This is a genomic window from Rhodococcus sp. GXMU-t2271 (assembly GCF_041414735.1).
GTDB classification, from domain to species: Bacteria; Actinomycetota; Actinomycetes; order Mycobacteriales; family Mycobacteriaceae; genus Rhodococcus; species Rhodococcus indonesiensis.
Genome location: NZ_JAUIZP010000003.1, coordinates 1 through 25,200 on the forward strand (window position 1 = coordinate 1; position 25,200 = coordinate 25,200).

20 protein-coding genes and 1 tRNA gene are annotated in these 25,200 nt (G+C 68.9%); 14 read left to right on the plus strand and 7 right to left on the minus strand.

Annotated elements, in window-relative coordinates; all coding sequences use genetic code 11:
* Positions 1–161: 161 nt before the first annotated feature.
* The 3 genes from QYS60_RS02090 to QYS60_RS02100 all read right to left on the minus strand — a co-directional run bounded on the left by QYS60_RS02090 (position 162) and on the right by QYS60_RS02100 (position 3,672).
* Positions 162–1,529, minus strand: coding sequence for an MFS transporter (locus QYS60_RS02090; RefSeq protein ID WP_289382271.1), 1,368 nt, complete (start codon positions 1,527–1,529; stop codon positions 162–164).
* A 144-nt stretch (positions 1,530–1,673) separates the two neighbouring features.
* Positions 1,674–2,726, minus strand: coding sequence for a 3-keto-5-aminohexanoate cleavage protein (locus QYS60_RS02095; protein WP_289382273.1), 1,053 nt, complete (start codon positions 2,724–2,726; stop codon positions 1,674–1,676).
* 49 nt (positions 2,727–2,775) lie between these two features.
* The gene (locus QYS60_RS02100; RefSeq protein ID WP_371382305.1) at positions 2,776–3,672 is read right to left on the minus strand and encodes a TauD/TfdA dioxygenase family protein; all 897 of its coding nucleotides are present in this window, start codon (positions 3,670–3,672) and stop codon (positions 2,776–2,778) included.
* Positions 3,673–4,394: 722 nt separating this feature from the next.
* Between QYS60_RS02100 and QYS60_RS02105 the strand changes: the two genes are divergently transcribed.
* From QYS60_RS02105 to QYS60_RS02135, 7 genes are all read left to right on the plus strand, one after another.
* Positions 4,395–5,540, plus strand: coding sequence for an acyl-CoA dehydrogenase family protein (locus QYS60_RS02105; protein ID WP_371382306.1), 1,146 nt, complete (start codon positions 4,395–4,397; stop codon positions 5,538–5,540).
* Between the two features lie 211 nt (positions 5,541–5,751).
* Positions 5,752–7,272, plus strand: a complete 1,521-nt coding sequence (locus tag QYS60_RS02110) for a long-chain fatty acid--CoA ligase (RefSeq protein WP_371382307.1) — start codon at positions 5,752–5,754, stop codon at positions 7,270–7,272.
* Entirely contained in the window at positions 7,269–8,975 is a 1,707-nt protein-coding gene (locus QYS60_RS02115; protein ID WP_371382308.1) for a PHA/PHB synthase family protein, read from the plus strand. Before QYS60_RS02110 ends, QYS60_RS02115 begins: the two co-directional genes overlap by 4 nt.
* Before the next feature lie 20 nt (positions 8,976–8,995).
* Positions 8,996–9,448, plus strand: a complete 453-nt coding sequence (locus QYS60_RS02120; protein WP_289378234.1) for a MaoC family dehydratase — start codon at positions 8,996–8,998, stop codon at positions 9,446–9,448.
* Entirely contained in the window at positions 9,445–10,269 is an 825-nt protein-coding gene (locus tag QYS60_RS02125; protein ID WP_289378233.1) for an alpha/beta fold hydrolase, read from the plus strand. The genes QYS60_RS02120 and QYS60_RS02125 overlap by 4 nt, the downstream gene beginning before the upstream one ends.
* A gap of 186 nt (positions 10,270–10,455) precedes the next feature.
* The gene (locus QYS60_RS02130; protein WP_054371217.1) at positions 10,456–11,490 is read left to right on the plus strand and encodes an AraC family transcriptional regulator; all 1,035 of its coding nucleotides are present in this window, start codon (positions 10,456–10,458) and stop codon (positions 11,488–11,490) included.
* 456 nt (positions 11,491–11,946) lie between these two features.
* A complete protein-coding gene (locus QYS60_RS02135) occupies positions 11,947–13,104 on the plus strand; it encodes a YeiH family protein (RefSeq protein WP_289378232.1) in 1,158 nt (385 codons plus the stop codon).
* Positions 13,105–13,193: 89 nt separating this feature from the next.
* Here QYS60_RS02135 and QYS60_RS02140 read toward each other — a convergent pair.
* Positions 13,194–13,264: transfer RNA gene (locus tag QYS60_RS02140), tRNA-Gly, on the minus strand.
* Between the two features lie 218 nt (positions 13,265–13,482).
* Between QYS60_RS02140 and QYS60_RS02145 the strand changes: the two genes are divergently transcribed.
* On the plus strand, positions 13,483–14,760 hold the full coding sequence (locus QYS60_RS02145) for a triacylglycerol lipase (RefSeq protein ID WP_289378231.1): 1,278 nt from the start codon (positions 13,483–13,485) through the stop codon (positions 14,758–14,760).
* Here QYS60_RS02145 and QYS60_RS02150 read toward each other — a convergent pair.
* Positions 14,711–15,532, minus strand: a complete 822-nt coding sequence (locus tag QYS60_RS02150) for an oxygenase MpaB family protein (protein ID WP_371382309.1) — start codon at positions 15,530–15,532, stop codon at positions 14,711–14,713. The two genes, QYS60_RS02145 and QYS60_RS02150, sit on opposite strands and share 50 nt — an antisense overlap.
* Positions 15,533–15,622: 90 nt before the next feature.
* Between QYS60_RS02150 and QYS60_RS02155 the strand changes: the two genes are divergently transcribed.
* From QYS60_RS02155 to QYS60_RS02170, 4 genes are all read left to right on the plus strand, one after another.
* The gene (locus QYS60_RS02155) at positions 15,623–16,240 is read left to right on the plus strand and encodes a TetR/AcrR family transcriptional regulator (protein ID WP_371382310.1); all 618 of its coding nucleotides are present in this window, start codon (positions 15,623–15,625) and stop codon (positions 16,238–16,240) included.
* 95 nt (positions 16,241–16,335) lie between these two features.
* Positions 16,336–16,905 (plus strand): universal stress protein, encoded by a 570-nt coding sequence (locus QYS60_RS02160; RefSeq protein WP_371382311.1) that lies wholly within the window; start codon positions 16,336–16,338, stop codon positions 16,903–16,905.
* A gap of 1,035 nt (positions 16,906–17,940) precedes the next feature.
* Complete coding sequence (locus QYS60_RS02165; protein WP_371382312.1) at positions 17,941–20,199, plus strand: NADP-dependent isocitrate dehydrogenase; 2,259 nt, start codon at positions 17,941–17,943, stop codon at positions 20,197–20,199.
* A gap of 226 nt (positions 20,200–20,425) precedes the next feature.
* The gene (locus QYS60_RS02170) at positions 20,426–20,851 is read left to right on the plus strand and encodes a hypothetical protein (protein WP_289378226.1); all 426 of its coding nucleotides are present in this window, start codon (positions 20,426–20,428) and stop codon (positions 20,849–20,851) included.
* Between the two features lie 310 nt (positions 20,852–21,161).
* On the opposite strand, the gene QYS60_RS02175 is transcribed toward QYS60_RS02170, so the two are convergent.
* Positions 21,162–22,703 (minus strand): SulP family inorganic anion transporter, encoded by a 1,542-nt coding sequence (locus tag QYS60_RS02175; protein WP_371382313.1) that lies wholly within the window; start codon positions 22,701–22,703, stop codon positions 21,162–21,164.
* Between the two features lie 202 nt (positions 22,704–22,905).
* Between QYS60_RS02175 and QYS60_RS02180 the strand changes: the two genes are divergently transcribed.
* On the plus strand, positions 22,906–23,283 hold the full coding sequence (locus tag QYS60_RS02180; RefSeq protein WP_371382355.1) for a MerR family transcriptional regulator: 378 nt from the start codon (positions 22,906–22,908) through the stop codon (positions 23,281–23,283).
* Positions 23,284–23,335: 52 nt separating this feature from the next.
* Here the strand turns inward: QYS60_RS02180 and QYS60_RS02185 are convergent, their stop codons facing one another.
* Positions 23,336–24,499 carry an alpha/beta fold hydrolase gene (locus QYS60_RS02185; protein ID WP_371382314.1) on the minus strand — a complete coding sequence of 388 codons (1,164 nt, stop codon included), beginning with the start codon at positions 24,497–24,499 and terminating at the stop codon, positions 23,336–23,338.
* A 98-nt stretch (positions 24,500–24,597) separates the two neighbouring features.
* Here QYS60_RS02185 and dcd point away from each other — a divergent pair, with 98 nt between their 5' ends.
* The gene (dcd, locus tag QYS60_RS02190; RefSeq protein ID WP_003934612.1) at positions 24,598–25,188 is read left to right on the plus strand and encodes a dCTP deaminase; all 591 of its coding nucleotides are present in this window, start codon (positions 24,598–24,600) and stop codon (positions 25,186–25,188) included.
* The last annotated feature ends 12 nt before the right edge of the window (positions 25,189–25,200 follow it).

Below are 25,200 nucleotides of genomic sequence, written 5' to 3' on the forward strand. Positions count from 1 at the left end.
GTCGGGTCCACGGTATCCGGACGCGCGGAGGTCTTCACCAGGGATCGACGACGGAACGGCAACCGTGGTGGCGAACCCCAGGGGGTTCGCCGCCACGGTCCAGGGTCAGTTCCCGACGGGGACCGGTCGAGGCTGCGGTGCCTCGGCGGAGTCGAGAGTGTTCACTGGTCGGTTCCGGTCCGTTGCGCGGGGGCGGCGGACAGGGTGGCGAGCTTGCGGACGCCGGCGGGGTAGACGCGCTTGCCGACCAGCAGCACCGCGACCGCGCCCAGGTAGACGAGCGGCGCCAGCTGCAGAGCCTCGGCGAGACCGATCCGGTCCGCGAGGACGCCGACCACGAACGGGCCCGCGGCGAGTCCGAGGAGGCTGTTGGCCAGGGTGGTGGTGCCGAACGCCGACGCCCGCACGGTGGGGTGGGTCAGGTTGGCAACCATGGCGGTGACCGCGCCGGTGGAGCCGGCGGAGAAGAACGCCCCCAGTCCGAGCAGCACCAGCTGCGCGGTGCCGACCGGCAGCTGGAACCCGGCGATCAGCAGCACTCCGGCGGCGAGGCTGATCGCGATCGCGACCGTCCACTTGCGGGCGGGATCGATGCGGGCGACCCGGTCGGCGAAGATGCCGCACACGATCATGCCGGCGCCGATGAGCAGCACGAAGATCGCGGCCGTCGCGGCGGCCTTGTCCGCGGCCAGCCCGTAGGAGCGGCCGAAGTAGCTCGGCAGCCACGCCATCAGGGCGGCGGCGGTGAACATCTGCAGGCCGCCGCCGATGTACGCGCACAGCACCGCAGGGTTGGTGAACAGGCTCGAGATCGGGGCACGTGCCGCGCTGCCCGGCGCGGCGGTCGCGGCGGCGTCGGCGGGGTTTGCCCCGTCGTCGTCGACCGCGTGGCGGGCGAGCTTGCGCTCGCTGACCAGCGCCCAGAACAGCGCGACCAGGACCAGCCCGAAGATCGCCATCGACGCGAAGGACCAGCGCCAGGACAGCTGCACGGCGATGAACCCGCCGAATGCGACGCCGATCACCGACCCGAACGAACCGCCGGCCATGAACGCACCCGAGAGCGAGGCCCGCAGCCGCGGTGCGAACACGCTGAGCACGACCGCGATACCGACGCTGCCGTAGGCGGCCTCACCGACCCCGACCAGGAATCTCGCGCCGAGCATCTGCTCGTAGGAGCCCGCCACCGCGCACAGCAGGGTCGCCACGCTCCACAACGCGGCCATCACGACGAGGCTGCGCACCCGGCCCCATCTGTCGGCCAGCATCGACAACGGCAGGGTGAGCAACCCGACCATCAACGCGACCACGCTGTTCAGCGATGCCAGATGCGAATCCGAGAGCGCCCATTCGGCTTTCAGGAAAGGGAACACCGCGCTGAGGACCTGCCGGGACATGTAGTCCGAAAGCAGCAGTCCGAAGGTGAGCGCGAACACGAGCCACGGGTAGAACCGGGACCGCCCGCTGCGGCGCGACGGCGCCGAGACGGCCGCGGACTGCTCCGGCGCGGTGGTGATGACAGACGACATGATCTTCCTAAGTCGAGGTGAGGGGACGAGCGCGAGGGTCGAGGGGGAACCGATGATGGTGACGATGGGTGGAAGGGGTTTCGCGCATCCGGGGACACGACACCGGGTTGCGGCGTCGCGCCCACCGGTCACGCGGATGCCGCGTCAGGCGTGCTGGGTGAAGCCGCGCTGACCGGGGCGGCGATTGGGCGCGAAGCCGATCTTGGCGAGGGTCTCCTCGGCGCTGGTGTAGTGCTCGTCGAGGCGGTAGATCTCGCGGGCCTCCTTCCCGGTGGCGACCTCACGACCGAGTTCGTTCGCGATGCGGACGAGCTGTTCGACCTGGGCGACGGAGGTCATCTTCTCGCCCTTGCGGCCCCAGAGCGTGTCCTCGGTGCCGCAGCGGGCGTGCAGGCCCATCGCGATGGCCATGGTGTTGACCGGCAGCACGCTGCGCATCAGGGTTTCCAGGGTGAGAACCGCGCCGTCGGGAGTGCGGCGGATGAACTCCATCATGTTGTACGGGTTGGGGCCGTCGAAGCCGCCGCCGATACCGACCCAGGTCACCATCAGCGGGCCGGTGTAGACGCCGCGGCGGATCAACCGCTCGACGGTCTCGAGCTGGGCGATGTTGGCGAGCTGGAAGTGCGGCTGGATACCGTTGGCCTGCAGCCGGCGCAGGTGCTCCTCGACCCAGGCCGGCCCGGCCGGGACGGTCATCTCCCGGTACGCCTCGTACACCTCGGGGCGCTCGAAGGAAGTGCCGGCGATGTCGTCGGCGGTCATCAGCTCGACGATGTTCATCTGGTTGGTGTTGATCGCGATGGTGACCTGGTCGGGCTTGGGGTCGAGTTCGGCGAGCATGTGGCGGGTGTCGTCGGAGAGCCACTTCGCTTCCGCGCCTTCGCCTTCGGGGGCGAACGAGATCGAGCCGCCGACCTGCAGGATCATCTCGGGCACCGCCTCGCGCAGCCGTGCCAGCAGTTCGTTGAACTTCGAGAGCCGCTTGGAACCCTTGCCGTCGAGTTCACGGACGTGGATGTGCAGCACGGTGGCGCCGGCGTTGTAGCAGTCCACCGCCTTCTGCACGTGCTCGTCCATGGTCAGTGGCAGATCCTCGGCGAAGTCGTCGATGTCCCACTCGGGGCCGTAGGGGGCGACGGTGATGACCAGCTTCTCCTGGTTCTCGGGAAAGAGGGCGTCGTCGTGGAAGTGCATGGTGCTGCTCCGATCGGAGTTGTCGTGTGGGTGGGAGGGTGAGAGGGGCTCAGAAGGTAGGGTCGCCGACGATGCCGGCGCGTTCCATCTTGCGGACCGCGGGCCAATAGTCCTGCACCGCATAGTGTTGCGTGGACCGGTTGTCCCAGATGGCGACGCTGCCGGGTGTCCAGCGCCACCGCACCTGGTATTCCGGGATCGTGGCCTGGCTGATCAGGTAGCGCAGCAGATCTCCGGCGCCGGGGGCGTAGTCGATCCCGAAACGGACGTTGTCGGGGGTGTGGTAGTTGACGATGTGGGTGGTGAAGGAGTTGACGAACAGGATCTTCTCGCCGGTTTCCGGATGGGTGCGCACCACCGGGTGCTCGGCGTCGGGGAACCGCCCGTGGAGCGCGTGGCGTGCTTCGACGGGCATGTTCGCGCCGAAGCTGGCCTCGATGCTGTGCCGGGCGCGCAGTCCCTCGATCCGGTCCTTCACCGACTGCGGCAGCCGCGCGTAGGCCTGCACCATGTTCACCCAGATGGTGTCGCCGCCGACCGGCGGGATCTCCACCGCGCGCAGCACCGAACCCATCGGAGGGTTCACCCGCCACGTGGCGTCGCAGTGGTAGGCGTTCTCGTAGTGCTCGGGCGGGCTGTCGAGATCCTTGTAGATCCGCACCAGCCCGGGATGGTCGGGGTCGCTACCGGCCACCGGGTGATCCTCGAGCGGACCGAACCGCTCGGCCAGGGCGACATGTTCGGCACGGGTGATGTCCTGGTCGCGGAAGAACAGCACCTTGTGCTCGAGCAGCAGGGCCCGCAGCTCGGCGAACAGCGCGTCGTCGCGGGACACCTCCCCCAGGTTCACGTCGAACAGCTCCGCGCCGATCGTGGCGGTCAACGGCTCGACCCGGAACGGGGTCACCGTTCGGGCCCGCCGGGGCGTCTCACTCGTGACAGACATTTCGTTGTCTCCTAGAAGAATTGGGGTGGAGTACGGTATCGGGTGGCCGCCGGCATCGAGGTGCGTCGCCACCGCGTCCGGGCCGGCCGGTGGATCGCTCACGGAAACGAACGATGTCCGCCCCGCGGATCTCCCTCGTCGGTCCCGGACCCTGCGCGTCCTGACGGCTAACTGATCGAAAAAGCCTGTTGTTCAACAGGGTTCACTTTCACGCGGCTGCGTCGGTTCGGGTTGTGGGGTCGGTCACCGGCCTGCTCCTCTTGTGATGGACCTAACACTACGCGCACGTTTCCGGGATTACTTTTCTTGGTGGGACATCAACTATTCACTTCGAGACGCCTTGCCCGAATCCGGCCGGATCGACGAGCCTGAGATGTCGACGTGGCCTCCACGGCGGGGTGGACGGCGCGGTGCGGGACGGTGTCGGGCGATCGCGCCGACCGGGAGGCCTGTGTCGGCGGGGTGCTCGTCGGATCCGTGCGGCAGACAGTGCCCTCAGCGCAGGAACGCCCCTGTCCCGATTTGAACAGTTTGTCGACCCCAAGGGATAAGTGCGAGGAGTGCGGTTCGGCTACTGTGAAGTCGCAACCCCGAAGACTCGCATGGGTTCTCGATCGAATCCCGCACTCGAGGGGCCACACTATCAGCCCCGGGATCGTCGATGCCGCCGCCTGCCCGGCGTGCTCGGACGCCACCGTCTCCACCCCCCACCAGGAAGACCGATGACCAGGACCATCTACGCCGCCGACCACCTCGCCTTTCGTGACACGGTCCGTGATTTCACGCAACGCCACCTGATTCCGGAGCACGAGCGGATCATCGAGCAGCGGTTCATCGACCGCGAGATCTGGATCGAGGCGGGCAAGCTCGGCCTACTCGGTTTGGAGGTACCCGAACAGTACGGAGGCGGCGCGGCAGGGGACTACCGGTTCAACGCGGTGGTGGGGGAGGAACTCTCGCGGGTGAGTGCGGCGATCGCGTCGAGTTTCGGCATCCACTACGACATCGTGGCGCCGTACCTGGTGGAGCTGACCACCGAGGAACAGAAGCAGCGGTGGCTGCCGGGGTTCTGCACCGGTGAACTGGTCGCGGCCATCGCGATGACCGAACCGGCCGCGGGATCGGATCTGGCCGGGCTGAAGACCACGGCCCGCCGCGACGGGGACGACTGGATCCTCAACGGTTCCAAGACATTCATCACCAACGGTTACCACGCCGACCTGGTGATCGTGGCAGCGAAGACGAGCCCGGAGAAGAAGGCCAAGGGCATCACCCTGTTCGCGGTCGAGACCGGCATGGCGGGCTTCGAACGGGGCCGCAAGCTGGACAAGGTCGGTCAACCCGAGTCCGACACCGCCGAGTTGTTCTTCACCGACGTCCGGGTCCCCGCGGCGAACGTGATCGGCGAGGTCGACAGCGGGTTCGCGCACATGATGCGAATGCTGCCGCAGGAGCGGATCTGCGCGGCGGTGTCGAATCTCGCGCACGCCGAGGCGATCCTGGGCGAGACGCTGGACTATGCCCGGGCGCGCAGGGCGTTCGGCCAGGCGATCGGTTCGTTCCAGTACAACAAGTTCCTCTTCGCCGAACTGGTCACCACGCTCGAGGTGGCGCAGGCATTCGTCGATCGGTGCGTGCACGCGCATACCGAAGGCCGGCTGACCGCGGTGGACGCCGCGAAGGCCAAGTGGTGGAGCTCGCAGGTGCAGAACCAGATTCTCGACAGTTGCGTGCAACTGCACGGCGGCTACGGGTTCATGAACGAATACCGGGTTGCGCGGGCATGGAAGGACGCGCGGGTCACCAAGATCTGGGCCGGGTCCAACGAGATCATGAAGGAGATCATCGGACGGGATCTCGGGCTGTGAGCACCGGCGCGCCGACCACTCGTGCGAACGAACCCAGGGGGTGGTTCGCCCTGCTGAAGCCCACCCCGCCCGCCGGTGCACGCACGGCGTGGCTGACCGGGGTGCTCGGCTCCATCCGCTGGGCTCCGGCGCTGTGCGTGCCCCTCTCGCGCCCGCAAGGACGCCCCCGCCGACAACGACCCGTTCTCGAATCACACCGGAGACCCACCACATGACCAACCTCAGTGACAACCTCGTCTTCTCGGCGCGCAACTACCCCGACAAGACCGCGCTGCGGTGCGGCGAGGACACGCTGTCGTTCGCGGAGTTCGACGCGGTCGCCGCGCGGGTAGCCACCCTGCTCGAACGGGCTGGGATCGCACCCGGTGACCGGGTCGCGGTGATGCTGCCCAACACCGCGGCGTTCGCGATCGTGTTCTACGGCATTCTGCGTCGCGGGGCGGTCGCGGTGCCGATGAACCCGCTGCTGAAGGCCCGCGAGATCGAGTTCTTCCTGACGAACACCGCCGCGGCGGCGCTGTTCGCGACCCCGGTGTTCGCCGAGGAGGCCCGCGCTGCGGCCGATGTGGCCGACGCCCGGTTGTGGCTGGTGGACGACGACGCCCTCGCCCGGCTGATCGCCGACCTGCCTGCGCAGGCCGCCCCGGTGACGCGGGCGGGTGAGGACACCGCGGTGATCCTGCACACCTCGGGCACCACCGGCAAGCCCAAGGGCGCCGAACTCACCCACGCCGGACTGGCCGGCAATGCCGAGGTGACCGCCCGCACCCTCATCCAGATCGGCGCCGACGACGTGGTGATGGGCGCACTGCCGCTGTTCCACGTCTTCGGGCTCACGTGCGGGCTCAACGCCTCGGTCCTCGTCGGTGCCATGCTCACCCTGGTGCCGCGGTTCGACCCGCGGACCGCGCTCGAGGTGATCGCCCGCGACCGGGTCACCGTCTTCGAGGGCGTGCCGACGATGTACGCCGCGATGCTGGGTGTCGCAGAGGAATTCGACGCGGCGGCGACGGCGAGCCTGCGAGTGTGCGTGTCCGGCGGTGCGTCGTTGCCGGTGGCGGTTCTCGAGGACTTCGAGCGGACCTTCGACGCGGTGATCCTGGAAGGGTACGGGCTGTCCGAAACCTCGCCGGTCGCCTCGTTCAACCACCCGAACCGCGTCCGCAAGGCGGGCTCGATCGGCACCCCGATCGAGGGGGTGCGGATGCGCGTGGTGGACGGCGCCGGTGTCGAGGTCGAGGCCGACCAGCCGGGTGAGATCCAGATCGCGGGACCGAACGTGATGAAGGGTTACTGGAACCTGCCCGAGGCGACCGCGGCCGCGATCGACGCCGCCGGGTGGTTCTCCACCGGCGACATCGGCCGGATCGACACCGACGGCTACTTCTACATCGTGGACCGCAAGAAGGACCTCATCATCCGCGGTGGGTTCAATGTCTACCCCCGCGAGGTCGAGGAGGTCGTCTACGAGCACCCTGCCGTGGCGGCGGCCGCGGTGGTCGGCATCCCGCACGACAGCCTCGGCGAGGAGATCGGCGCCGCGGTCACGCTCAGGGCCGGCACGAGCGCCGACCCCGTCGAGATCGTCGAATTCGTCAAGCAGCGGGTCGCCGCCTACAAGTATCCGCGCCACGTATGGATCCTCGACTCCCTCCCGCAAGGACCCACCGGCAAGATCCTGCGCCGCGACATCACCATCCCCACATTCGAAAGCAGCAGCAACCGAGCATGACCACCCCCACCATCACCGAGACCGTGCACCGCTCCGACGAGCCCGCCGCGCCGCTGGACCTGCTGCTGGCCGGCTCGGCCCGCGGCCTGGCCGGCCGGATGCTCCCCGACCGAGGCTGGGCCCGGCTCGCGGGCAAGCTGGCCACCCGCCCCGGCACGCTCGCGCACCGCGGCGGCACCCTGGCCAGGGAACTCGCCGCCGTCGCCACCGGCCGCGCCGACCGCGCACCCGCCAAGGGCGACAAGCGATTCGCCGACCCGGCCTGGCAGCACAACCCGTGGTTGCGCCGCAGCATGCAGGCCTACCTCGCCACCGCCGACACCGCCTATGCCCTGCTCGCCGAGGCCGACCTGGACTGGCGCGACACCGAACGGCTGCGGTTCGTGCTCGACAACCTCGTCGAGGGCCTCGCGCCGAGCAACAATCCGCTGCTCAACCCGCTGGGGTGGAAGGCGCTCATCGACACCGGTGGACTGTCCGCGCTGCGCGGGGCGCGTGCATTCGCCCGCGACATGGCCACCAAGCCGCGGGTGCCCGCCATGGTCGAACCCGGTGCCTACACCCTCGGCGAGACCGTCGCAGTCACACCCGGGGCGGTGGTGCTGCGGACCTCGGTGTTCGAGCTGATCCAGTACGCGCCGCAAACCGCCACCGTGCACGAGGTGCCGCTGCTGATGGTGCCGCCGGTGATCAACAAGTACTACATCACCGACATCGCCCCCGGCCGCAGCATGATCGAGTACTTCGTCGCCCGGGGCCAGCAGGTGTTCACCATCTCCTGGCGCAACCCTCACGCAGAACATCGGGACTGGGACCTCGACACGTACGTCACAGCGATAATCGAGGCGATGGACGCCGTCCAGGCGATCGCCGGGACCGACCGCACGCACCTGCAAGGCAGCTGTTCGGGCGGGATCCTGGCCGCGACGACCGCCGCGTACCTGACTGCCACCGGGCACGGCGACCGCGTTGCCGGACTGACCCTGGCGGTGACCGTGCTCGACCAGGCGCGAGCCGGGTTCGCAGCCGCCGCCCTCGACGAACGCACCGCCGCGACCGCAATCGAACGTTCGCAGTCCAGGGGCTACCTGGACGGGGACGAGCTGGCCGAGGTGTTCGCCTGGCTGCGCCCGACCGACCTGGTGTGGCGCTACTGGGTCAACAACTACCTGCAGGGCCGCCCGCCCGCGCCGTTCGACGTGCTGCACTGGAACGCCGACACCACCCGCATGGCCGCCGGCCTGCACCGCGACCTGGTTCGCATCGGCGTCACCAACGCGCTGGCCACCCCCGGCACGATGAACCTGTCGGGTGTCCCGATCGACCTCGGCGCGGTCACCGCCGACGCATACGTGATCGGCGGTATCGCCGACCACATATCGCCCTGGCAGGGCTGCTACCGCAGCGCCGCCCTGCTCGGCGGTGCCGACACCCGGTTCGTGCTCTCCACCAGCGGGCACGTCGCCGCGCTGGTCAACCCACCCGGAAACCCCAAGGCGTCCTTCCGGATCGGGCCCGTCGACGCGGACACGCCGGAGCAGTGGCTCGACCGCACGGAGGTCACCCGAGACTCCTGGTGGCCCGACTACGCCGCCTGGCTCGCCGCGCGCAGCGGCCCCGCCGTTCCTGCACCCACCGCCGTCGGCGGTGCCACCCACTCCCCGCTCGACGCCGCACCCGGCACCTACGTCCACCACAGCTGACCCACCCAGGAGGCGACATCATGACCACCACACTCGACAACCCGCGGGCGCTGCTCGATCTGGTCGGGCGCGAACTCGGCCGCACCGACTGGCGCGAGATCACCCAGGAACAGGTGGGCCGGTTCGCCGACGCCACCGGCGACCACCAGTGGATCCACACCGAGCCCGACCGGGCCGCGGCCGGACCGTTCGGCACCACCATTGCGCACGGCTACCTCACCCTGTCGCTGACACCGATCGTGCTCGCCGAGGTACTCGCCTTCGACGACCTCGGTATGGCAGTGAACTACGGGGCGAACAAGGTCCGGTTTCCTGCACCGGTCCCGGTCGCATCGGAACTGCGCGCCACGGTCACCCTCACTGCCGCGGCGGAGAAGCCCGCCGGCATCGAGGCGGTGTTCACCCTCACCTACGAGATCCGGGGCGGGGTGCGGCCGGTGTGCGTGGCCGAGGTCGTCATCGTCTACCGATGACCGACGACGCTCGTACCACGCGGCACGAGATCGCCGTGGGCCGGCAACGCATCCGGGTCCACGTCCGGCACGGGTTCGGAGTGCCGCTGGTGCTGTGCAACGGGATCGGCGCCGGGCTCGAGGTGCTCGACCCCTTCGTCGCCGCCCTCGATCCGGCCGCCACGATCGTCCGGTTCGACGTCCCCGGCGCCGGGGCGTCGCCGCCCTCGTTCGCGCCCTACGGGTTCGGTTACCTCGCGCGGCTCCTGGGGCGGGTGCTCGACCGGCTCGGCATCGGCACGGTGGACGTGCTCGGCTTGTCCTGGGGCGGGGCGCTGGCCCAGCAGTTCGCCTTCCAGAACCCGCGCCGGTGCCGGCGTCTCGTGCTCGTCGCCACCGCCACCGGGGCGCTCATGGTGCCGGGACACCCCCGGGTGCTCGCCAAGATGCTCACCGGTCGCCGGTTCACCGACCCCGGCCGTGCCGCGGCGATCGCCGGCCGGATCTACGGCGGCACCGCGGCAGAGCACAGTCACGACATCGCTGCCCTCTTCGGCGCCCAGGCCCGGACCGGATCGGCGATCGGCTACCTGCACCAGTTGCTCGCCGGCGCCGTGTGGACCAGCCTGCCGCTGCTTCCCGCCATCCGCCAGCCCACCCTGATCGTCGCCGGCACCGACGATCCCATCGTCCCGATCGCCAACGCCCACATCCTGCACCGACTGCTGCCGCACGCCACCCTGCACCGGCACGCCGGCGGGCACATCGAACTGATCACCGACGCGGCCCGACTCGCCCCGGTCATCGAGGCCTTCCTCCGCGAACCCGGACGACGGCCATGACGATCGTCGACGCATGCCACCGTCCGCCCGTGCGGCGGCGCATCCGCCGATGCGCCCGGTACTCGTGGTTCTCGATGCTCCCGCCGACCATTTCGATCACTACCTGCCCGGGCGTGTCGCGACCCGCCCGGGCGTATCTTGAGGTGACCTAGGTTGTTCCCTCTGGGACGGGATGTGGGGTCGGACATGAAGCCGTTGGCCCGCTACGCCGCCATCACCGGGTATGCCGACCTGTGCGCGTCGCTGGGAATGGACCCCACGCCGTTGCTGCGCAGCGTCGGGCTCGATCCCACCGGTTTGGGGTTGCCGGACCGGTGGATCCCCGCCGTCGCGATCGCGCGTCTGCTGGAACGTTCGGCGGCCGCGGCCCGCTGCCCCGACTTCGGGCTGCGGCTCGTCGAGCGACGGCGCTTCGCCAGCCTCGGCCCGGTGAGTCTGGTCCTCCGGGAGGAACCCGACGTCCGCAGCGCGCTGAAGTTCCTGATGCGCTATCAGCACATGTACAACGAGGCCCTGCGGATGCGGTTGGTCGAGGCCGAGGACGTGGCGACCATCCGGGTGACGCTCGAGCTGGGCGAGCCCGCCGACACCCGGCAGGCCATGGAACTGGTGATGGGGGTCCTGCACGGGCTGTTGCGCGATTTCCGCGGCGGCCGCTGGCAGCCACTGGCGGTCTGCTTCACCCACCTCGCCCCCGAGAACACCAGCACCCACCTCGAGGTGTTCGGACCCATGGTCAAGTTCGACCAGGAGTTCACCGGGATCGTCCTCTACACAAGCGATCTCGATGCGCCCAACGCCATGTCGGGTCCCTCCATCGGTCCGTATGCGCGCCGGTACCTCGACACCCTGGACACCCGGCCCGAGGCGATGCTCGTCACCCGGGTGCGCGAGCTGATCGAACTGCTGCTGCCCACCGGGCGATGTTCGGTCGAGCAGGTCGCCCGCAGCCTCGGGGTGGACCGGCGCACTGTGCACCGTCACCTCGCCGAGGCCGGGCAGAACTACACCGCGGTGCTCAATGCCACCCGCGTGGACCTGGCCGAACACCTCGTCGCCGGTCGGCGCTACTCGCTCACCGAGGTTGCGGACCTGCTCGGCTTCTCCTCCCCGAGCAACTTCTCCCGCTGGTTCAGCAACGAATTCGGCTGCAGCCCGAGGAAATGGCGTGCCGAACACCGGATCGATGCCGGCGTCGGAGCCGGGGGCGTGCCGGTATGAGCCCGAGCTCCCGGATCGACGGTTGCGCGTGTCTTCCCGAGGCACTTCGGACCGGCGACGTGTCCCCACTCTGATCCGCACCGCCTCCTGACCTCACGCCGATCCCGCCGGCGATATGTTGCGTCGTCGATCGGCGTGGTCCGGACGTCGGGGTTCGGGAACTGCGCACGTTGCGTCCCATATGGAACAGATCGTGTCCCGACGGGAACAGTATGCCGTGCCGGAGCCGGATACCGTGAGGTACGTCGCATTCGGGGTCCTGCAAGGACAGCTCTCGGCGGGGTCGCTCGACCGTGGCCCGCTCGATCGCGGCGACGTTCATCGCAGCCGCCGGTCGTCGCGATGGGTCCGTAACGAACCGGCAGATCTCGGTCACCGAGCGAGAACGACGAACCGGCCACGGGCCGAATACCCCGGCCGGGCCGAGTTCTCGGGCCGATACGTGGAAGAAAGAGAGTGTGCAGCGTGCAGGGTGCTATCGCGGCCGCGGAGACCGACCGCAGAGATCCCGACCACGACACGTCGGCCGGGCCGGCCACGCGCCCGGTTGCCGGGCCGGGACGCAACGGCGGCCGCGGCACGGGCATCACCCGGCACGTCTCGCTCGAACGCGCGCGTGCATCGCTACCCGGACTGGTGTTGTCTGCCGCCGCGGCCGCAGTGGCCGTGGTCGCGGCACGCTTGCTCGGCGGGATCAGCCCGCTGCTGATCGCGATCCTGCTCGGCGCAGCGGTCGCGAATGTGAGGACCCTGCCGGCGGTCTTCGAACCGGGTGTGACCGTCGCATCGCGGCGGCTGCTCCGCATCGGAGTCGCGCTGCTCGGTCTGCAACTGCTGCTGCCGAACGTGCTGGCATTGGGGTGGGGGACGCTCGCTGTGGTCGCTGCCGTGGTCGGCCTCGGCATCGCCGGGTCGATGGTGCTCGGCAGGATGCTCGGGATCGGCTGGACGCAACGGCTCCTGATCGCCTGCAGCTTCTCGATCTGCGGTGCCGCCGCCGCGGCCGCGGTCGACGGTGTGGTGAACGCCCGCAAACGGGAACTGGTGACCACGGTCGCGCTGGTCGTCGTCTTCGGCACCGTGATGATTCCGGCTCTTCCCGCGGCTGCGGCCGCCCTGGGCCTGGACTCGACCCAGGCAGGAATGTGGGCCGGCGCCGCGATCCACGAGGTGGCGCAGGTGGTCGCTGCCGGCGGCGCACTCGACGCGGGTTCGTCGGCCGCGGCGGTGGGCGGCGGCGCCCTGGCCATTGCGGTGACGGTCAAGCTGGCGCGGGTGGCGCTGCTGGCGCCGGTGGTCGCCTGGATCGGGGTGGCGTCACGACGCCGCACCGCCGCGCCCACACAGACGAAGCGACCGCCCCTGGTGCCGCTGTTCCTGATCGGATTCCTCGCCTGCGTGGCGGTGCGGGCCACCGGGGTTCTCGGACCGGCGTGGCTCGATGCCGCGCGCGTGACCCAGACCGCGCTGCTCACCGCCGCGATGTTCGCCCTCGGCACCGGGGTCCGGCTGTCCGTGTTGCGGGGTGTCGGGTGGCGGCCTTTCGCTCTCGCCGCCGGCTCCACGATCCTCGTCGTCGCGATCGCACTCACCGGAGTTCTGCTGGTCGGCTAGGCCCTGCATCTGCACGCGGGCATGCGCCGAGTCCGACCGACGACGAAGGGCCCCGGCTGCGCGGTGCGCGGGCGGGGGCCCTTCCGGAGAGCCGATGACGGGAATCGAACCCGCGTATTCAGCTTGGGAAGCTGATGTTCTACCATTGAACTACATCGGCACGCTGGGCTTTTGCCGTTTCTCGGCGTCGTCCCAAGCTCGTCGCACACTGTAGCAGACTCCGCGCGGCCGTTGTCACACCGACCGGGACGGTCCCGCGTCCAGCGGGCCGTGGTTGCGGCAAACGCCGAGTGGCGACGTCCGAAACCACCCGTTCGCCGCCGGATCCTCCCGCTCGGACGAGACGACAGCGGCGCGTCGTTCCCCCACACTGAAGGCATGAAGGCCACGGGGGAACGGTCCGAGGCGTCCGAGCTGGCTCGGTTGCTGCTCGACGAGGTGGGTGCGGCGACCGGCGGCGTGCAGGCGGTGCACCGCCGCATCTCCGACCGGGTGTTCGGGGCGGTCGCGCTGGGAGTCGGGACACCGGCACTGGCGGTCAAGGCCGCGCACGACGCGATCACCGACGGGGTCTATTCCGTCATCCGAGAGGCCGCGTCGGCGACGGGGAAACTGGCCGAGTTCGGGCTCGCGGAGTCCACCGGGGACCGGGTGCCGTCGGAGACCGTTCGCGGCGCGATGGCGATCGCCGCGGTCGACGGGCTGATCGGGGACGTCCTCGAGTCGGAGGGATCGCCGCTGGCGCTGCCGATGTCGGTGCGGGTGGACGGCCGCGCCGTGCCGCTCACGGCCGACGCCCTCGCCCGCGCGTTCCCGCACGCGGCCGGCCGCGTGGTGGTGTTCGTGCACGGATTGATGGAGACCGAGGCGACGTGGCGGTTCGGCGGTCGCCGCACCTACGGCGAACGGCTCGTCGACGATCTCGGGTGCGCATCGGTGTTCGTGCGCTACAACACCGGCCGGCACATCTCCGCCAACGGGCGCGAGTTGTCGGATCTGCTCGACGCGCTCGTGCGGGCGTGGCCGCGCGAGGTCGAGCAGATCGCGCTCGTCGGTCACTCGATGGGTGGACTCGTCGCGCGCAGCGCCTGCTTCTACGGCACCGAGAAGGCGTGGACTCGTCTTGTGCGGCAGGTCGTTTCGCTCGGGTCCCCGCATCTGGGGGCGCCGCTCGAGCAGGCAGTGCACTATGCGAGCGCGGCGCTCGTCGCGATCCCGGAGGCGAAGCCGTTCGGGACGCTGCTGCGACGGCGCAGCGCCGGCATTCGCGACCTGAACCGGGGCGCGGTCGTCGACGAGGACTGGTCCGGTCGCAACGCGGACGACCTGCGGCGCGCCGTGTGCCGGGAGGTGCCTCTGCTCGACGGGGCGATGCACTGCTTCGTGACGGCGACCCTGACACGCAGTCCCACGCATCCGCTGGGCCGGTTGCTCGGGGACGGGCTCGTCCTCGTGCCGAGCGCGTCGGGGCGTGGCCGGACCCGGCGCATCGGCTTCCGCACGGAGGACGGCATGCGCCGGGCGCCGGCGCATCATCTGACGTTGCTCAACGACGACGAGGTCTACCGGCAGCTGCTGATGTGGCTGCGCACCGGGCCCGAGGGATCTAGACCAGGGGACGACCCGTCCGGATCCGCCGGCGCAGATCGGCCATGAGCAGCCGGTAGGGCGCTTCACGCAGCGCCACCGGGACCCGCGAGTTGACCGCACCGAGGGTGCGCATGAGCCGGTCGAAGCGGCGCTGGTCGCGCGGGCTCCACGGCAGCCGCATGCGGTCGCGGAACATCGGGGGCAGGAAGCCGGTGGTGAGGAACAGGTTGAGCCGGCCGAACAGCAGCGACACCGGGCGGGGCAGGAAACGCATGGTGGCGATGGCGTAGAGGTGCTCGCGCACGACGTCGTCGATGTCGACCTCGGCGAGCGCGGCGTTCCAGTACTCCTCGAACGCCTCCCGGTCCGCGGGCCACATGTCGGGCTCGACCTGCAGGGTGGTGCCGAACGCGGCGCCCTTGCGGTAGTACCGGTCGACGGCCTCGGCGGGGATCGGCCCGTAGAGCGCGTTGTGCACGTCCTCGAATCCGCGGTAGATGCACGCGGCCACCCACAACTGCAGTTCGGGATCGAACGCGTTGTACTCGACCGGGCTGGTCTCGGTGGAGCGGACGTGCCGGTGGGCGGAGTTGACGGCCTTGCGGTAGAGCGTCTTCTCCTCGTCGGTGCCGGTGGCCGCGACGGCCAGGTAGGTGAGGGTTGTGCGGGTGCGCTTGATCGGGTGGTCGAACAGTCGGCCGGAGGCGACGCGGCTCTCGACGACGCCGTAGCCGACGCCGGGGTGGGACAACTGCATGATGACGTTCGCCGCGCCGGCCATGAGGCCGATCCCATCCATGACGTCGTCGAACTCCGCGGGCTTCTCGAGGGTGGTCACAACGTCGATCCCTTCGTCCTTCCGGAATGTGAGCACGACTGTACTCACATATATGATCGGGGTAAAGAGGTCTCCTGCGAAGATGGACGGATGGTGACAGGACGGCTCTACGGAGGACGCGGGGGAGAACAGCGGCAGGCGGAACGACGGGCGCAGCTCATCGAGGCCGGGCTCGACATCCTCGGCGGACCCGAGGGCGATCACACGCTCTCCGTCCGCGGCGTGTGCAAGCGGACCGGCCTGGCCTCACGCTACTTCTACGAGAACTTCGCCGACCGCGACGAACTCACCGTCGCCGTGTACGACCACGTCATCCAGCGCATCGCCGAGAGCACCCTGCGCGCGGTGACGGAGGCACCGCGCGACGAGCGGGCGGTGGTCCGCGCCGGCGTGGCGAACATCGTCCGCGAGGTCGCCGAGGATCCGCGCCTGGGCCGGCTCGTCTTCTCCGTCAGCCAGGCCAATCCGCACCTGGTGAGCCGGCGACTCGAGTCGTCACGCATGTTCGCGGGCCTGGTGACGGCGCAGGCGGTGGACTTCTTCGAGGTGAGCTCCACGCCGCGGCTCGACCTCGCCGCCCACTTCGTCGTCGGCGGCCTCGCCCAAGTCCTCACCGCGTGGCTGGAGGGGGACAGCCCGCTCGGCGAGGACGAGGTGATCGAGGCGTGCACCGACTTCCTGCTCACGATGTCGTCGCAGGCACGCTGACGCGGCCCCGCCCACTCGTGCGGGAGGCGCACTGGGAACGACGGTCGCCGCCGGTGCCGCGGGGCTGGCGCTGGCCGCGCTGTGAGGAGGCCGTGATGAGCAAACGTTCCGAGCGGAAATCCGAGGCGCAGGTGTGGGACTGGCGGGTTCCGCGGCGCATCGACGGCCCCGCCGCACCGACGCGGGCCTCGACCGCCCTGGTGGTCGGGTTCGACCGGCACGCGGCCAGCCGCCGGGCCCTGGAGTTCGCGATCGAGCTCGGCGCCGGCCTGAGAGCGTATCTGCACGTCGCGCACGTCGTCGACACCGAGGATCTGCCGATCGATCCGGATTCGGACGACTGGGAGGCCCGGATCTGCGAGGCCTTGGACCGCGAGCGTGAGCAGGCGTGCGCGGTGCTGGCCACCTCGGCCGGGAACTGGACATATCACGGTCGTGCCGGGGATCCGGCGAAGGTGCTGATCGCGCTCGCCGACGCCCACGACGCGGCGATGATCCTCATCGGCACGCCCCGGCGGGACCTGATGGCCCGCATCGACCGGTTGCTCGGTGAGTCGGTCTCGGCTCGCCTGGTCCACCACAGTCACCGCCCGGTGGTGCTGGTGCCGCACAACACGGTCGCCCGGCTCGGTACCGGTTCCGGTACCGGCCGCAAGCCCGACTGACATCGGGTCGTGGCGCGGGCGCTCAGCCACACCGTGGGGCGGCGGCGCGACTTCCGCCGGGAAGAAGTCGATGCGGATCGCCTCCGACCGCGGTAGGAGGAAGGCGACTCCGGTATCGCGGCTCCATTCGACCGGCGGCAACAGATACTGGTCGCCTGACGGAAGGATGAGTTCAGTCCGTCGTAGCGGAAGGGGTAGGCCGCATCGGCGTCCTTACAGTCGAGCTCGATGACGCCTGGCGCGGAAAGTCCAAGGCTCTGGGCTGAACAGACCGACTCGCTCGGTTGTGCCGGGAACTGCTCGACCTGTTCGATTTGCCCGTCCGGTTCCGACGGCGGCTGAAATAGTTCGGGACAGCCCAGAACAGCCCGACACCGACGAGAACAAACACTGTCCCACTCGCCCGCGCTGAGCGAGTCCGCGTACGACTCGCCGATTTGCTGATTGGTGCGGCGGAGCCGGATCGGCGCGACGGTCAACGCAGTCCTGCCCCCATGCACAGCCCCGGTAGAGCGACAAAACTGTTGGGCGGTGTAACGACGACGATGCTGATCAGGCGATGCCGACGAGGCGGGTCGGGCCGAGGATGAGACGACCGTAATCCTAACCGTCACAACGGATCATCGAATCGTTCGACGTCGGGAAGGTCGGCAACGCGCGGAGGAGTCGACCGGTGCGGCAAGCGCGACGATCACACCGAACACACTGAGGCAAAGGGCGCTTTCGGAAATTCGACAGGGGAGGGGTACCGCCGCCGACCGGACTATCCACAGCCGGGTTTGAGCCGGACGGCCGTCGGCGGTCACGGTGGGGCGTGCACCCGGGGGTGCGCCGACTCGCGTTCGCGTCACGGGAGAGCAGGCGCATGATCGGGTGCTTGCCGTCAGCGGGCTGTCGGAGCCTGTTAGCGGAGTTCGCGCTACTGGCGGGTAAATATGGTTCTTGTGTTCTCGCACGTAGCCTGATACTCGATGCAATACCGCACGCAAAGCACTTCGTGAAGCGGACCGAACTGACGTGGGAGACGAGACAAGAATGAGCGCCGATAAGCAGTCGACCATCATCTACACGTTGACCGACGAGGCACCGTTGCTCGCGACCTACGCCTTCCTGCCGATCGTGCGTACCTTCGCTGGTGCCGCGGGCATCAAGATCGAGTCCAGCGACATCTCGGTGCCGGCGCGGATCCTGGCCGAGTTCCCCGACCGCCTCACGGAAGAGCAGCGCGTCGCGGACAACCTTGCCGAGCTGGGTCGTCTGACGCAACTGGCCGAGACCAACATCATCAAACTGCCCAACATCAGCGCGTCTGTGCCGCAGCTCCTGGCCGCCATCAAGGAACTGCAGGGCAAGGGCTACCAGGTCCCGGATTTCCCGGACGCCCCGAAGACGGAAGAGGAGCGTGCCATCCGGGAGCGCTACGGCAAGATTCTCGGCAGTGCGGTCAACCCGGTCCTGCGTGAGGGCAACTCCGATCGGCGCGCACCCCGGGCGGTGAAGGAGTACGCCCGTAAGCACCCGCACAGCATGGGCGAGTGGTCGATGGCCTCACGCAGCCACGTCGCGCACATGCGGCACGGCGACTTCTACCACGGCGAGAAGTCGATGACGCTCGACCGGCCGCGCAAGGTCCGGATGGAGCTGGTGACCGAGGGCGGCGAGACGATCGTCCTCAAGCCCGAGGTGGACCTGGGTGAGGGCGACATCATGGACAGCATGTTCATGAGCAAGACGGCGTTGCTCGACTTCTACGAGGAGCAGATGGAGGATGCGCGCAAGACGGGCGTGATGTTCTCCCTCCACGTCAAGGCGACGATGATGAAGGTCTCGCACCCCATCGTCTTCGGCCACGCGGTGAAGACCTTTTACAAGGACGCCTTCGCCAAGCATCAGAAGCTGTTCGACGAACTGGGCGTCAACGTCAACAATGGTCTCGGCGACCTGTACGACAAGATCGAGACGCTGCCCAGCACGCAGCGCGACGAAATCAATCAGGACCTGCACAACTGCCATGAGCACCGTCCCGAGTTGGCCATGGTCGATTCCGCCCGCGGCATCTCGAACTTCCATTCCCCCAGCGACGTCATCGTGGATGCCTCGATGCCGGCGATGATCCGCTCAGGCGGCAAGATGTACGGCGCCGACGGAAGACCCAAGGACGTGAAAGCGGTCATGCCGGAGTCTACGTTCGCGCGCATCTACCAGGAGATCATCAACTTCTGTAAGACCAACGGCGCGTTCGACCCGACGACCATGGGTACCGTCCCCAACGTCGGGCTTATGGCGCAGAAGGCCGAGGAGTACGGCTCGCATGACAAGACTTTCGAGATTCCAGAGCAGGGCGAAGCCAACTTCGTCGATGTCGACACCGGTGAGGTGCTGCTCACCCAGCATGTCGAGGCGGGTGACATCTGGCGCATGTGCACTGTCAAGGACGCGCCGGTCCGCGACTGGGTCAAGCTCGCGGTCACCCGGGCACGCAACTCCGGTATGCCGGTCCTGTTCTGGCTCGACCCGTACCGCCCTCACGAGAACGAGTTGATCAAGAAGGTCGAGCTGTACCTGCAGGATCATGACACCGAGGGCCTCGACATCCAGATCATGTCGCAGGTGCGCTCGATGCGGTACACGCTGGAGCGGCTGATCCGCGGGATGGACACTATCGCCGCGACCGGCAACATCCTGCGTGACTACCTCACCGACCTGTTCCCGATCCTCGAACTCGGTACGAGCGCCAAGATGCTGTCGATTGTGCCGCTGATGGCGGGCGGCGGCCTGTACGAGACGGGCGCCGGCGGGTCGGCGCCCAAGCACGTCAAGCAGTTGGTGGAGGAGAACCACCTGCGCTGGGATTCGCTCGGTGAGTTCCTGGCGTTGGCCGTAAGCCTGGAGGACCTCGGCATCAAGACTGGCAACGAGCGCGCCAAGATCCTGGCAAACACGCTCGATGCAGCGACCGGCAAGCTGCTGGAGACGAACAAGAGCCCGTCGCGCAAGACCGGCGAGCTCGACAACCGGGGCAGCCAGTTCTACCTCGCGATGTACTGGGCGCAGGAACTTGCCGCGCAGACCGAGGACCCGGAACTCGCAGAACAGTTCGCCCCGCTGGCCGAGGCGCTGGCCAGGGACGAGGACACGATCGTGCGGGAGCTGATCGAGGTGCAGGGCGCGCCGGTTGACATCGGCGGCTACTACAAGCCGGACCGGGATAAGACCGTGGCCGTGATGCGGCCGAGTCAGACCTTGAACACCGCGCTGGCGGCCGTCAACCCTGAGTCCGGAACCGCACCGTGACAGGTACACCTGCGTCCTTGTGAGTAAGGTCCGCCACTCCACGGCCGGTGCGACCGCGGGTCGTCGAGCAGACCGAAGTATGCACGGGCAGAGGGGGGGTCGACTGGCCCCCAAAACGGAGGGCCGGTCGACCTGCTCGCGTAGTACGCGGACGACGGCCAGCATTGGTACGAAATCACACCGATGAGAACTGAGTTGACGAAGTTTGTCGATCATCAGATCGGTTGTGCCAAGGACCGCCCGGATCGCCGCCGACGCGCAGGGTGAGGACTACGACATCCCGGCCACCGCGAAGATCTCCCATCGCAATCCTCGCGCGAAGGTCCTCCAGATCCGGCTCAACGAGGACGAGTACACGCGCCTGGAAACCCTCGCCGCGGAGAAGGAACTGCCCGTCTCCACCGTCGCCCGCGCCTACCTGCTGAGGGCCCTGAAGAGCTGCGAGCCCGACCCCGGTGTCGAGGTCACTGCCGAACAGCTCGAGATTCTGGCGCAGGTCCCGGAAGGGCTGTTCGATGTGCTCTCCGACATGCAACACGCCGCCCTTGCCGGAGCGGTCCCCGCCTCCTCCGGTACCGCCCGCAGGACGAGGATTCCCACGGCGGGCACGGCCCAGGGCAAAGCCAAGAACAAAACCAAGACTTCCCGGTAGGTGGACTTGTCCGACGCTCACTCCCGCACCGCAGCGCGGCTTTTCCTGCGCCTTCGCCCAAACATCCGTGTCGTCGAGCAGACGGTCCTGGCGGGATCAAAGTGAGCACCCGGTAGCGCGTGCGTGCGCCACGACTGACAGTCGACGCCGATCGACCAAGCGCCCGGCCGCCTGCGGGATCGAGTGTCCAGCGGCCCGCAGCGTGGCAATGCGCTGGCGTTCGAGCAGGCTCAGATACCGGGGAGGGGAGCGTGATGGGTGGTGTCGGTGGGGGCCGCGGATCGGGCGAGGGCGCTCTGCCCAGCGGTGGTCAGTGGCCGTCGCCGAGCCGGCCGGAGAGCCGGTCGAGGCGGTCGAGGCTGGAGCCGTCGAGGCCGACGATCTCCACGTGCTTGCCCTTCGCCGCGTACTTGTGCCGGATCGCGTCGAGGGTGGCCACGGTGGACGCGTCCCAGATGTCGGCGCCGGTGAGGTCGATGACGACGTGGCGGGGGTCGCCGACGTAGTCGAACTGGTAGATCAGGTCGTTCGACGAGGCGAAGAACAGCTCGCCGTGCACCTTGTAGACGCGGGTGTCGACCGTGCCGTCGTGATCGGTGTCGGCCTCGGAGACCTTCTCGATGCTGATCATGTGGGCGACGCGGCGGGCGAAGAGCACCATGGCGGTGAGCACGCCGAGGATCACCCCGATCGCGAGGTTGTGGGTCGCGACGGTGGCAACCACGGTCACCAGCATCACCAGGGTTTCGCTGCGCGGCATCAGCTTCAGGGTGCGGGGGTGAATGCTGTGCCAGTCGAGGGTGGCGACCGACACCATGATCATCACCGCGACCAGGGCGGCCATCGGGATCAGCGCGACGACGTCGCCGAGCGCGACGACGAGGATCAGCAGGAACACCCCGGCCAGGAAGGTGGACAGGCGGGTGCGGGCCCCGGAGACCTTGACGTTGATCATGGTCTGCCCGATCATCGCGCAGCCGCCCATGCCGCCGAAGAACCCGGTGACCAGGTTGGCCACGCCCTGTCCCCAGCCCTCGCGGGTCTTGTTCGAGTGGGTGTCGGTGATGTCGTCGACCAGCTTGGCGGTCATCAGCGATTCGAGCAGGCCGACCAGCGCCATCGCCAGCGCGTAGGGGGCGATGATCGACAGCGTCTCGGTGGTGAGTGGCACGTCGGGGACGAACAGCATCGGCAGCGACTCGGGTAGCTCACCCTCGTCGCCGACGTTCGGCACCTCCCACCCGAAGACGAGCACGGCGGCGGTGAGTGCCACGATCGCCACCAGCGGCGCCGGCACCACCGAGGTGAGCTTCGGCAGCAGGAACATCACCGCCAGCCCCACCGCGACCAGGGGATAGACCAGCCAGGGCACGTCGATCAGGTGCGGCAACTGCGCGGTGAAGATCAAGATCGCCAGGGCGTTGACGAAGCCGACCATGACACTGCGCGGGATGAACCGCATCAGCTTGGCCACCCCCAGCACCGAGAGCGCCACCTGGAAGATGCCGCCCAGGATGACGGTGGCGACGAGATAGTCGAAGCCGTGCTCACGGGCCACCGGCGCGACGACCAACGCGATCGCGGCGGTGGCAGCGGAGATCATCGCCGGCCGCCCGCCGACGATCGAGATGGTGACCGCCATGGTGAAGGAGGCGAACAACCCCACCCGCGGGTCCACCCCGGCGATGATGGAGAACGAGATCGCCTCGGGGATCAGCGCCAGTGCCACGACCAATCCCGCGAGGATCTCGGTCTTCAGGCGTTTCGGGGAACGCAGGGCGCCGCGCACCGAGAGGGCGGGGTCGGCGTCCGCCTCGGGGACGGCCGGCGCGCTGCCGGCAGGAGTGGTCACAGTCGGGTCTTCTTTCCAGCGGTGGGATGGGGACCAGGGGCGAGGCGCCCGTGCGGGGACGGGACGGCGTCGTCGCGTCCGCGGAACCCGCGGAACTCTACCCTCCGGTGAGGGTAGAGTTCGAATCGAGGGTCGGACGGCTCGCTACGGTGGAGGCGGACCGGGAGGAAAGGGTGCGGCTGTGACCATCGATTCGGGGCATATGCAGATCGGACAGGTGGCCTCGCGCACCGAACTGTCGATCAAGACCATCCGCCACTACGACGAGGTGGGCCTGGTCACCCCGTCCGCCCGCAGCAGCGGCGGGTTCCGGCTCTTCACCGACGACGACGTCCGGCGACTGCTGGTGATCCGGCGGATGAAGCCACTCGGATTCACACTCGAGGAGATGCGCGAGTTGCTCGCTGCTCTCGATCGGATCGCCGACGCCGCGACGTCCGGGCAGGCGGCCGACGACGCCCGCGGCGTGCTGGCGGAGTTCCACCGGCGCGCCGAGGACAGTTGCGCGCGTCTGCGCACCCAGCTCGCGTATGCGGAGGAACTGACCACCATCCTGGGCGAGCACGCCACCGGAACCTGAGCCTCGCGGCGACGACGATCCACTGAGGCGCGGAGGTCGACCGCGGCGTCGGTTACCGCCCGCTCGCCTGTACCGGCCGGGTGTCCCGTTCGGCGAGCCGATCGACGAACGGCACGATCTTCGTGGCGACAGCGGCGTTGTAGGCCTGCGGTTGCTGGATCGGGTCGGCGTGCCCGGTGCCGGCCAACCGGACCACCAGCAGCGATCCCCTCGAACCGCCGACCCGCTCGAACAGCACCCGCTGGCTGTAGTCCACGTCGACGACGTCGTCGTCGGTGCCGCGCCCGGGCCGCACGAAGACCACCGCCGGACCGCGACTGTCCCCGCGACGTGACGCCAGCGCCCCCAGATCGTCGAGCGCACCCGAGGCGACGATGGCCTCGAACTGGGACTCGATCAGCCCGGTACTGGCCACGTCGGGGGCGAAGATCTTGTCCTCGAGCACTTCGGTGACCGCGTCGACCAGCCCACCGGGATCGACGGTGGGGAAGCCGTGCGGATGCGGAACGACGTAGCGGTCCTTGCGGGCGGCGGTCTCGACCACCAGTCGCAGGGTGCGGCTCTCACGCGCCCCGGGCACCCACCCCACCCAGCGCAGCAGATCCTCCCCGGCGTCGCGCTTGTCGGCCCGCACCGCGTGCAGATCGACGGGCGTGCAGTCCAGGATCACCGCCAGCAGATCCAGGTCCGGGTCGGCGACGATGTGCCCGGCCACCTCGAGGGCGATGATGCCGCCCATGCTGTGCCCGGTCAGCACGACGCGTTCCACCCCGGCCTGCTCCGCGTGGTCGACGATCATCCGGCTGATCACCGCGGTGTCGAGACCGCTGTTGTCGTACTGCACCGCCCACACCTGCCCGAGCGCGGTCAGCGCCGGGAGGGCGACGGCGGTGTCGGTGGCATCGAGATTGCCGAGTCCGACCATGCTCACCACCGCGGTGGCACGATCGGCCGGATCCGCGGCGTCGAAGATCGGATGCAGATGCGGCCGGGTATGGGCCAGCCGGTCGCGTTCGGGGGCGACGTCGTGGATCCAGTACTGCCCGCCCAGGATCGAGACCGGGACCGCCAGCAGCGCCAGCCACGCGAGACCGCGGCGCGCGCGCCCGAACCGCCGCCAGCGGTGCCCGAGCCGGGTGGAGCGCAGGCACTCTTTGCGACGCTCGTTGCTCCAGTCCGTCACCGGGCACGGCGCGAGGGACCTATCGTGCATCATGTGTGATCGAGCTTAGTCGCCGAGCCCGGCCGCCTGCCCCCGTCGCCGTGGGCCTCGAGCCGCGGGACCGCCCGGGGCGGGTTGTTAGTCTCTACCCCGTGCTGCTCTCCGATCGCGACATCCGCGCCGAGGTCGCCTCCGGGCGTCTCGGCATCGACCCCTTCGACGTCGCGATGGTGCAGCCGTCGAGCGTGGACGTGCGGCTCGACAGCCTGTTCCGGGTCTTCAACAACACCCGCTACACGCACATCGACCCTGCGCTGCGCCAGGACGAACTCACCTCGCTCGTGCAGGCCCCGCCCGGGGAGCCGTTCGTCCTGCACCCGGGGGAGTTCGTGCTCGGGTCGACGATGGAGACGTGCAGCCTGCCCGACGATCTCGCCGGTCGTCTCGAGGGCAAGTCGTCGCTCGGCCGGCTCGGGCTGCTGACCCATTCCACGGCCGGATTCATCGACCCGGGCTTCAGCGGGCACATCACCCTCGAGCTCTCCAACGTCGCCAACCTGCCGATCACGCTGTGGCCGGGGATGAAGATCGGGCAGCTGTGCCTGTTCCGGCTGACCAGCCCCGCCGAGCACCCCTACGGCAGCGCTGCCGTCGGCTCGAAGTACCAGGGCCAGCGCGGTCCGACGCCGTCGAAGGCGTATCTCAACTTCGTGCGCGAGCATCCCGACGCCCGGCCGAGCTGACCGGGCGCCCGG

Coding starts and splice junctions, on each gene's coding strand:
- QYS60_RS02090 (WP_289382271.1), bottom strand. CDS start 1,529: ATGTCGTCTGTCATCACCACCGCGCCGGAGCAGTCCGCGGCCGTCTCG.
- QYS60_RS02095 (WP_289382273.1), bottom strand. CDS start 2,726: ATGCACTTCCACGACGACGCCCTCTTTCCCGAGAACCAGGAGAAGCTG.
- QYS60_RS02100 (WP_371382305.1), bottom strand. CDS start 3,672: ATGTCTGTCACGAGTGAGACGCCCCGGCGGGCCCGAACGGTGACCCCG.
- QYS60_RS02105 (WP_371382306.1), top strand. CDS start 4,395: ATGACCAGGACCATCTACGCCGCCGACCACCTCGCCTTTCGTGACACG.
- QYS60_RS02110 (WP_371382307.1), top strand. CDS start 5,752: ATGACCAACCTCAGTGACAACCTCGTCTTCTCGGCGCGCAACTACCCC.
- QYS60_RS02115 (WP_371382308.1), top strand. CDS start 7,269: ATGACCACCCCCACCATCACCGAGACCGTGCACCGCTCCGACGAGCCC.
- QYS60_RS02120 (WP_289378234.1), top strand. CDS start 8,996: ATGACCACCACACTCGACAACCCGCGGGCGCTGCTCGATCTGGTCGGG.
- QYS60_RS02125 (WP_289378233.1), top strand. CDS start 9,445: ATGACCGACGACGCTCGTACCACGCGGCACGAGATCGCCGTGGGCCGG.
- QYS60_RS02130 (WP_054371217.1), top strand. CDS start 10,456: ATGAAGCCGTTGGCCCGCTACGCCGCCATCACCGGGTATGCCGACCTG.
- QYS60_RS02145 (WP_289378231.1), top strand. CDS start 13,483: ATGAAGGCCACGGGGGAACGGTCCGAGGCGTCCGAGCTGGCTCGGTTG.
- QYS60_RS02155 (WP_371382310.1), top strand. CDS start 15,623: ATGGTGACAGGACGGCTCTACGGAGGACGCGGGGGAGAACAGCGGCAG.
- QYS60_RS02160 (WP_371382311.1), top strand. CDS start 16,336: ATGAGCAAACGTTCCGAGCGGAAATCCGAGGCGCAGGTGTGGGACTGG.
- QYS60_RS02165 (WP_371382312.1), top strand. CDS start 17,941: ATGAGCGCCGATAAGCAGTCGACCATCATCTACACGTTGACCGACGAG.
- QYS60_RS02180 (WP_371382355.1), top strand. CDS start 22,906: ATGCAGATCGGACAGGTGGCCTCGCGCACCGAACTGTCGATCAAGACC.
- QYS60_RS02185 (WP_371382314.1), bottom strand. CDS start 24,499: ATGATGCACGATAGGTCCCTCGCGCCGTGCCCGGTGACGGACTGGAGC.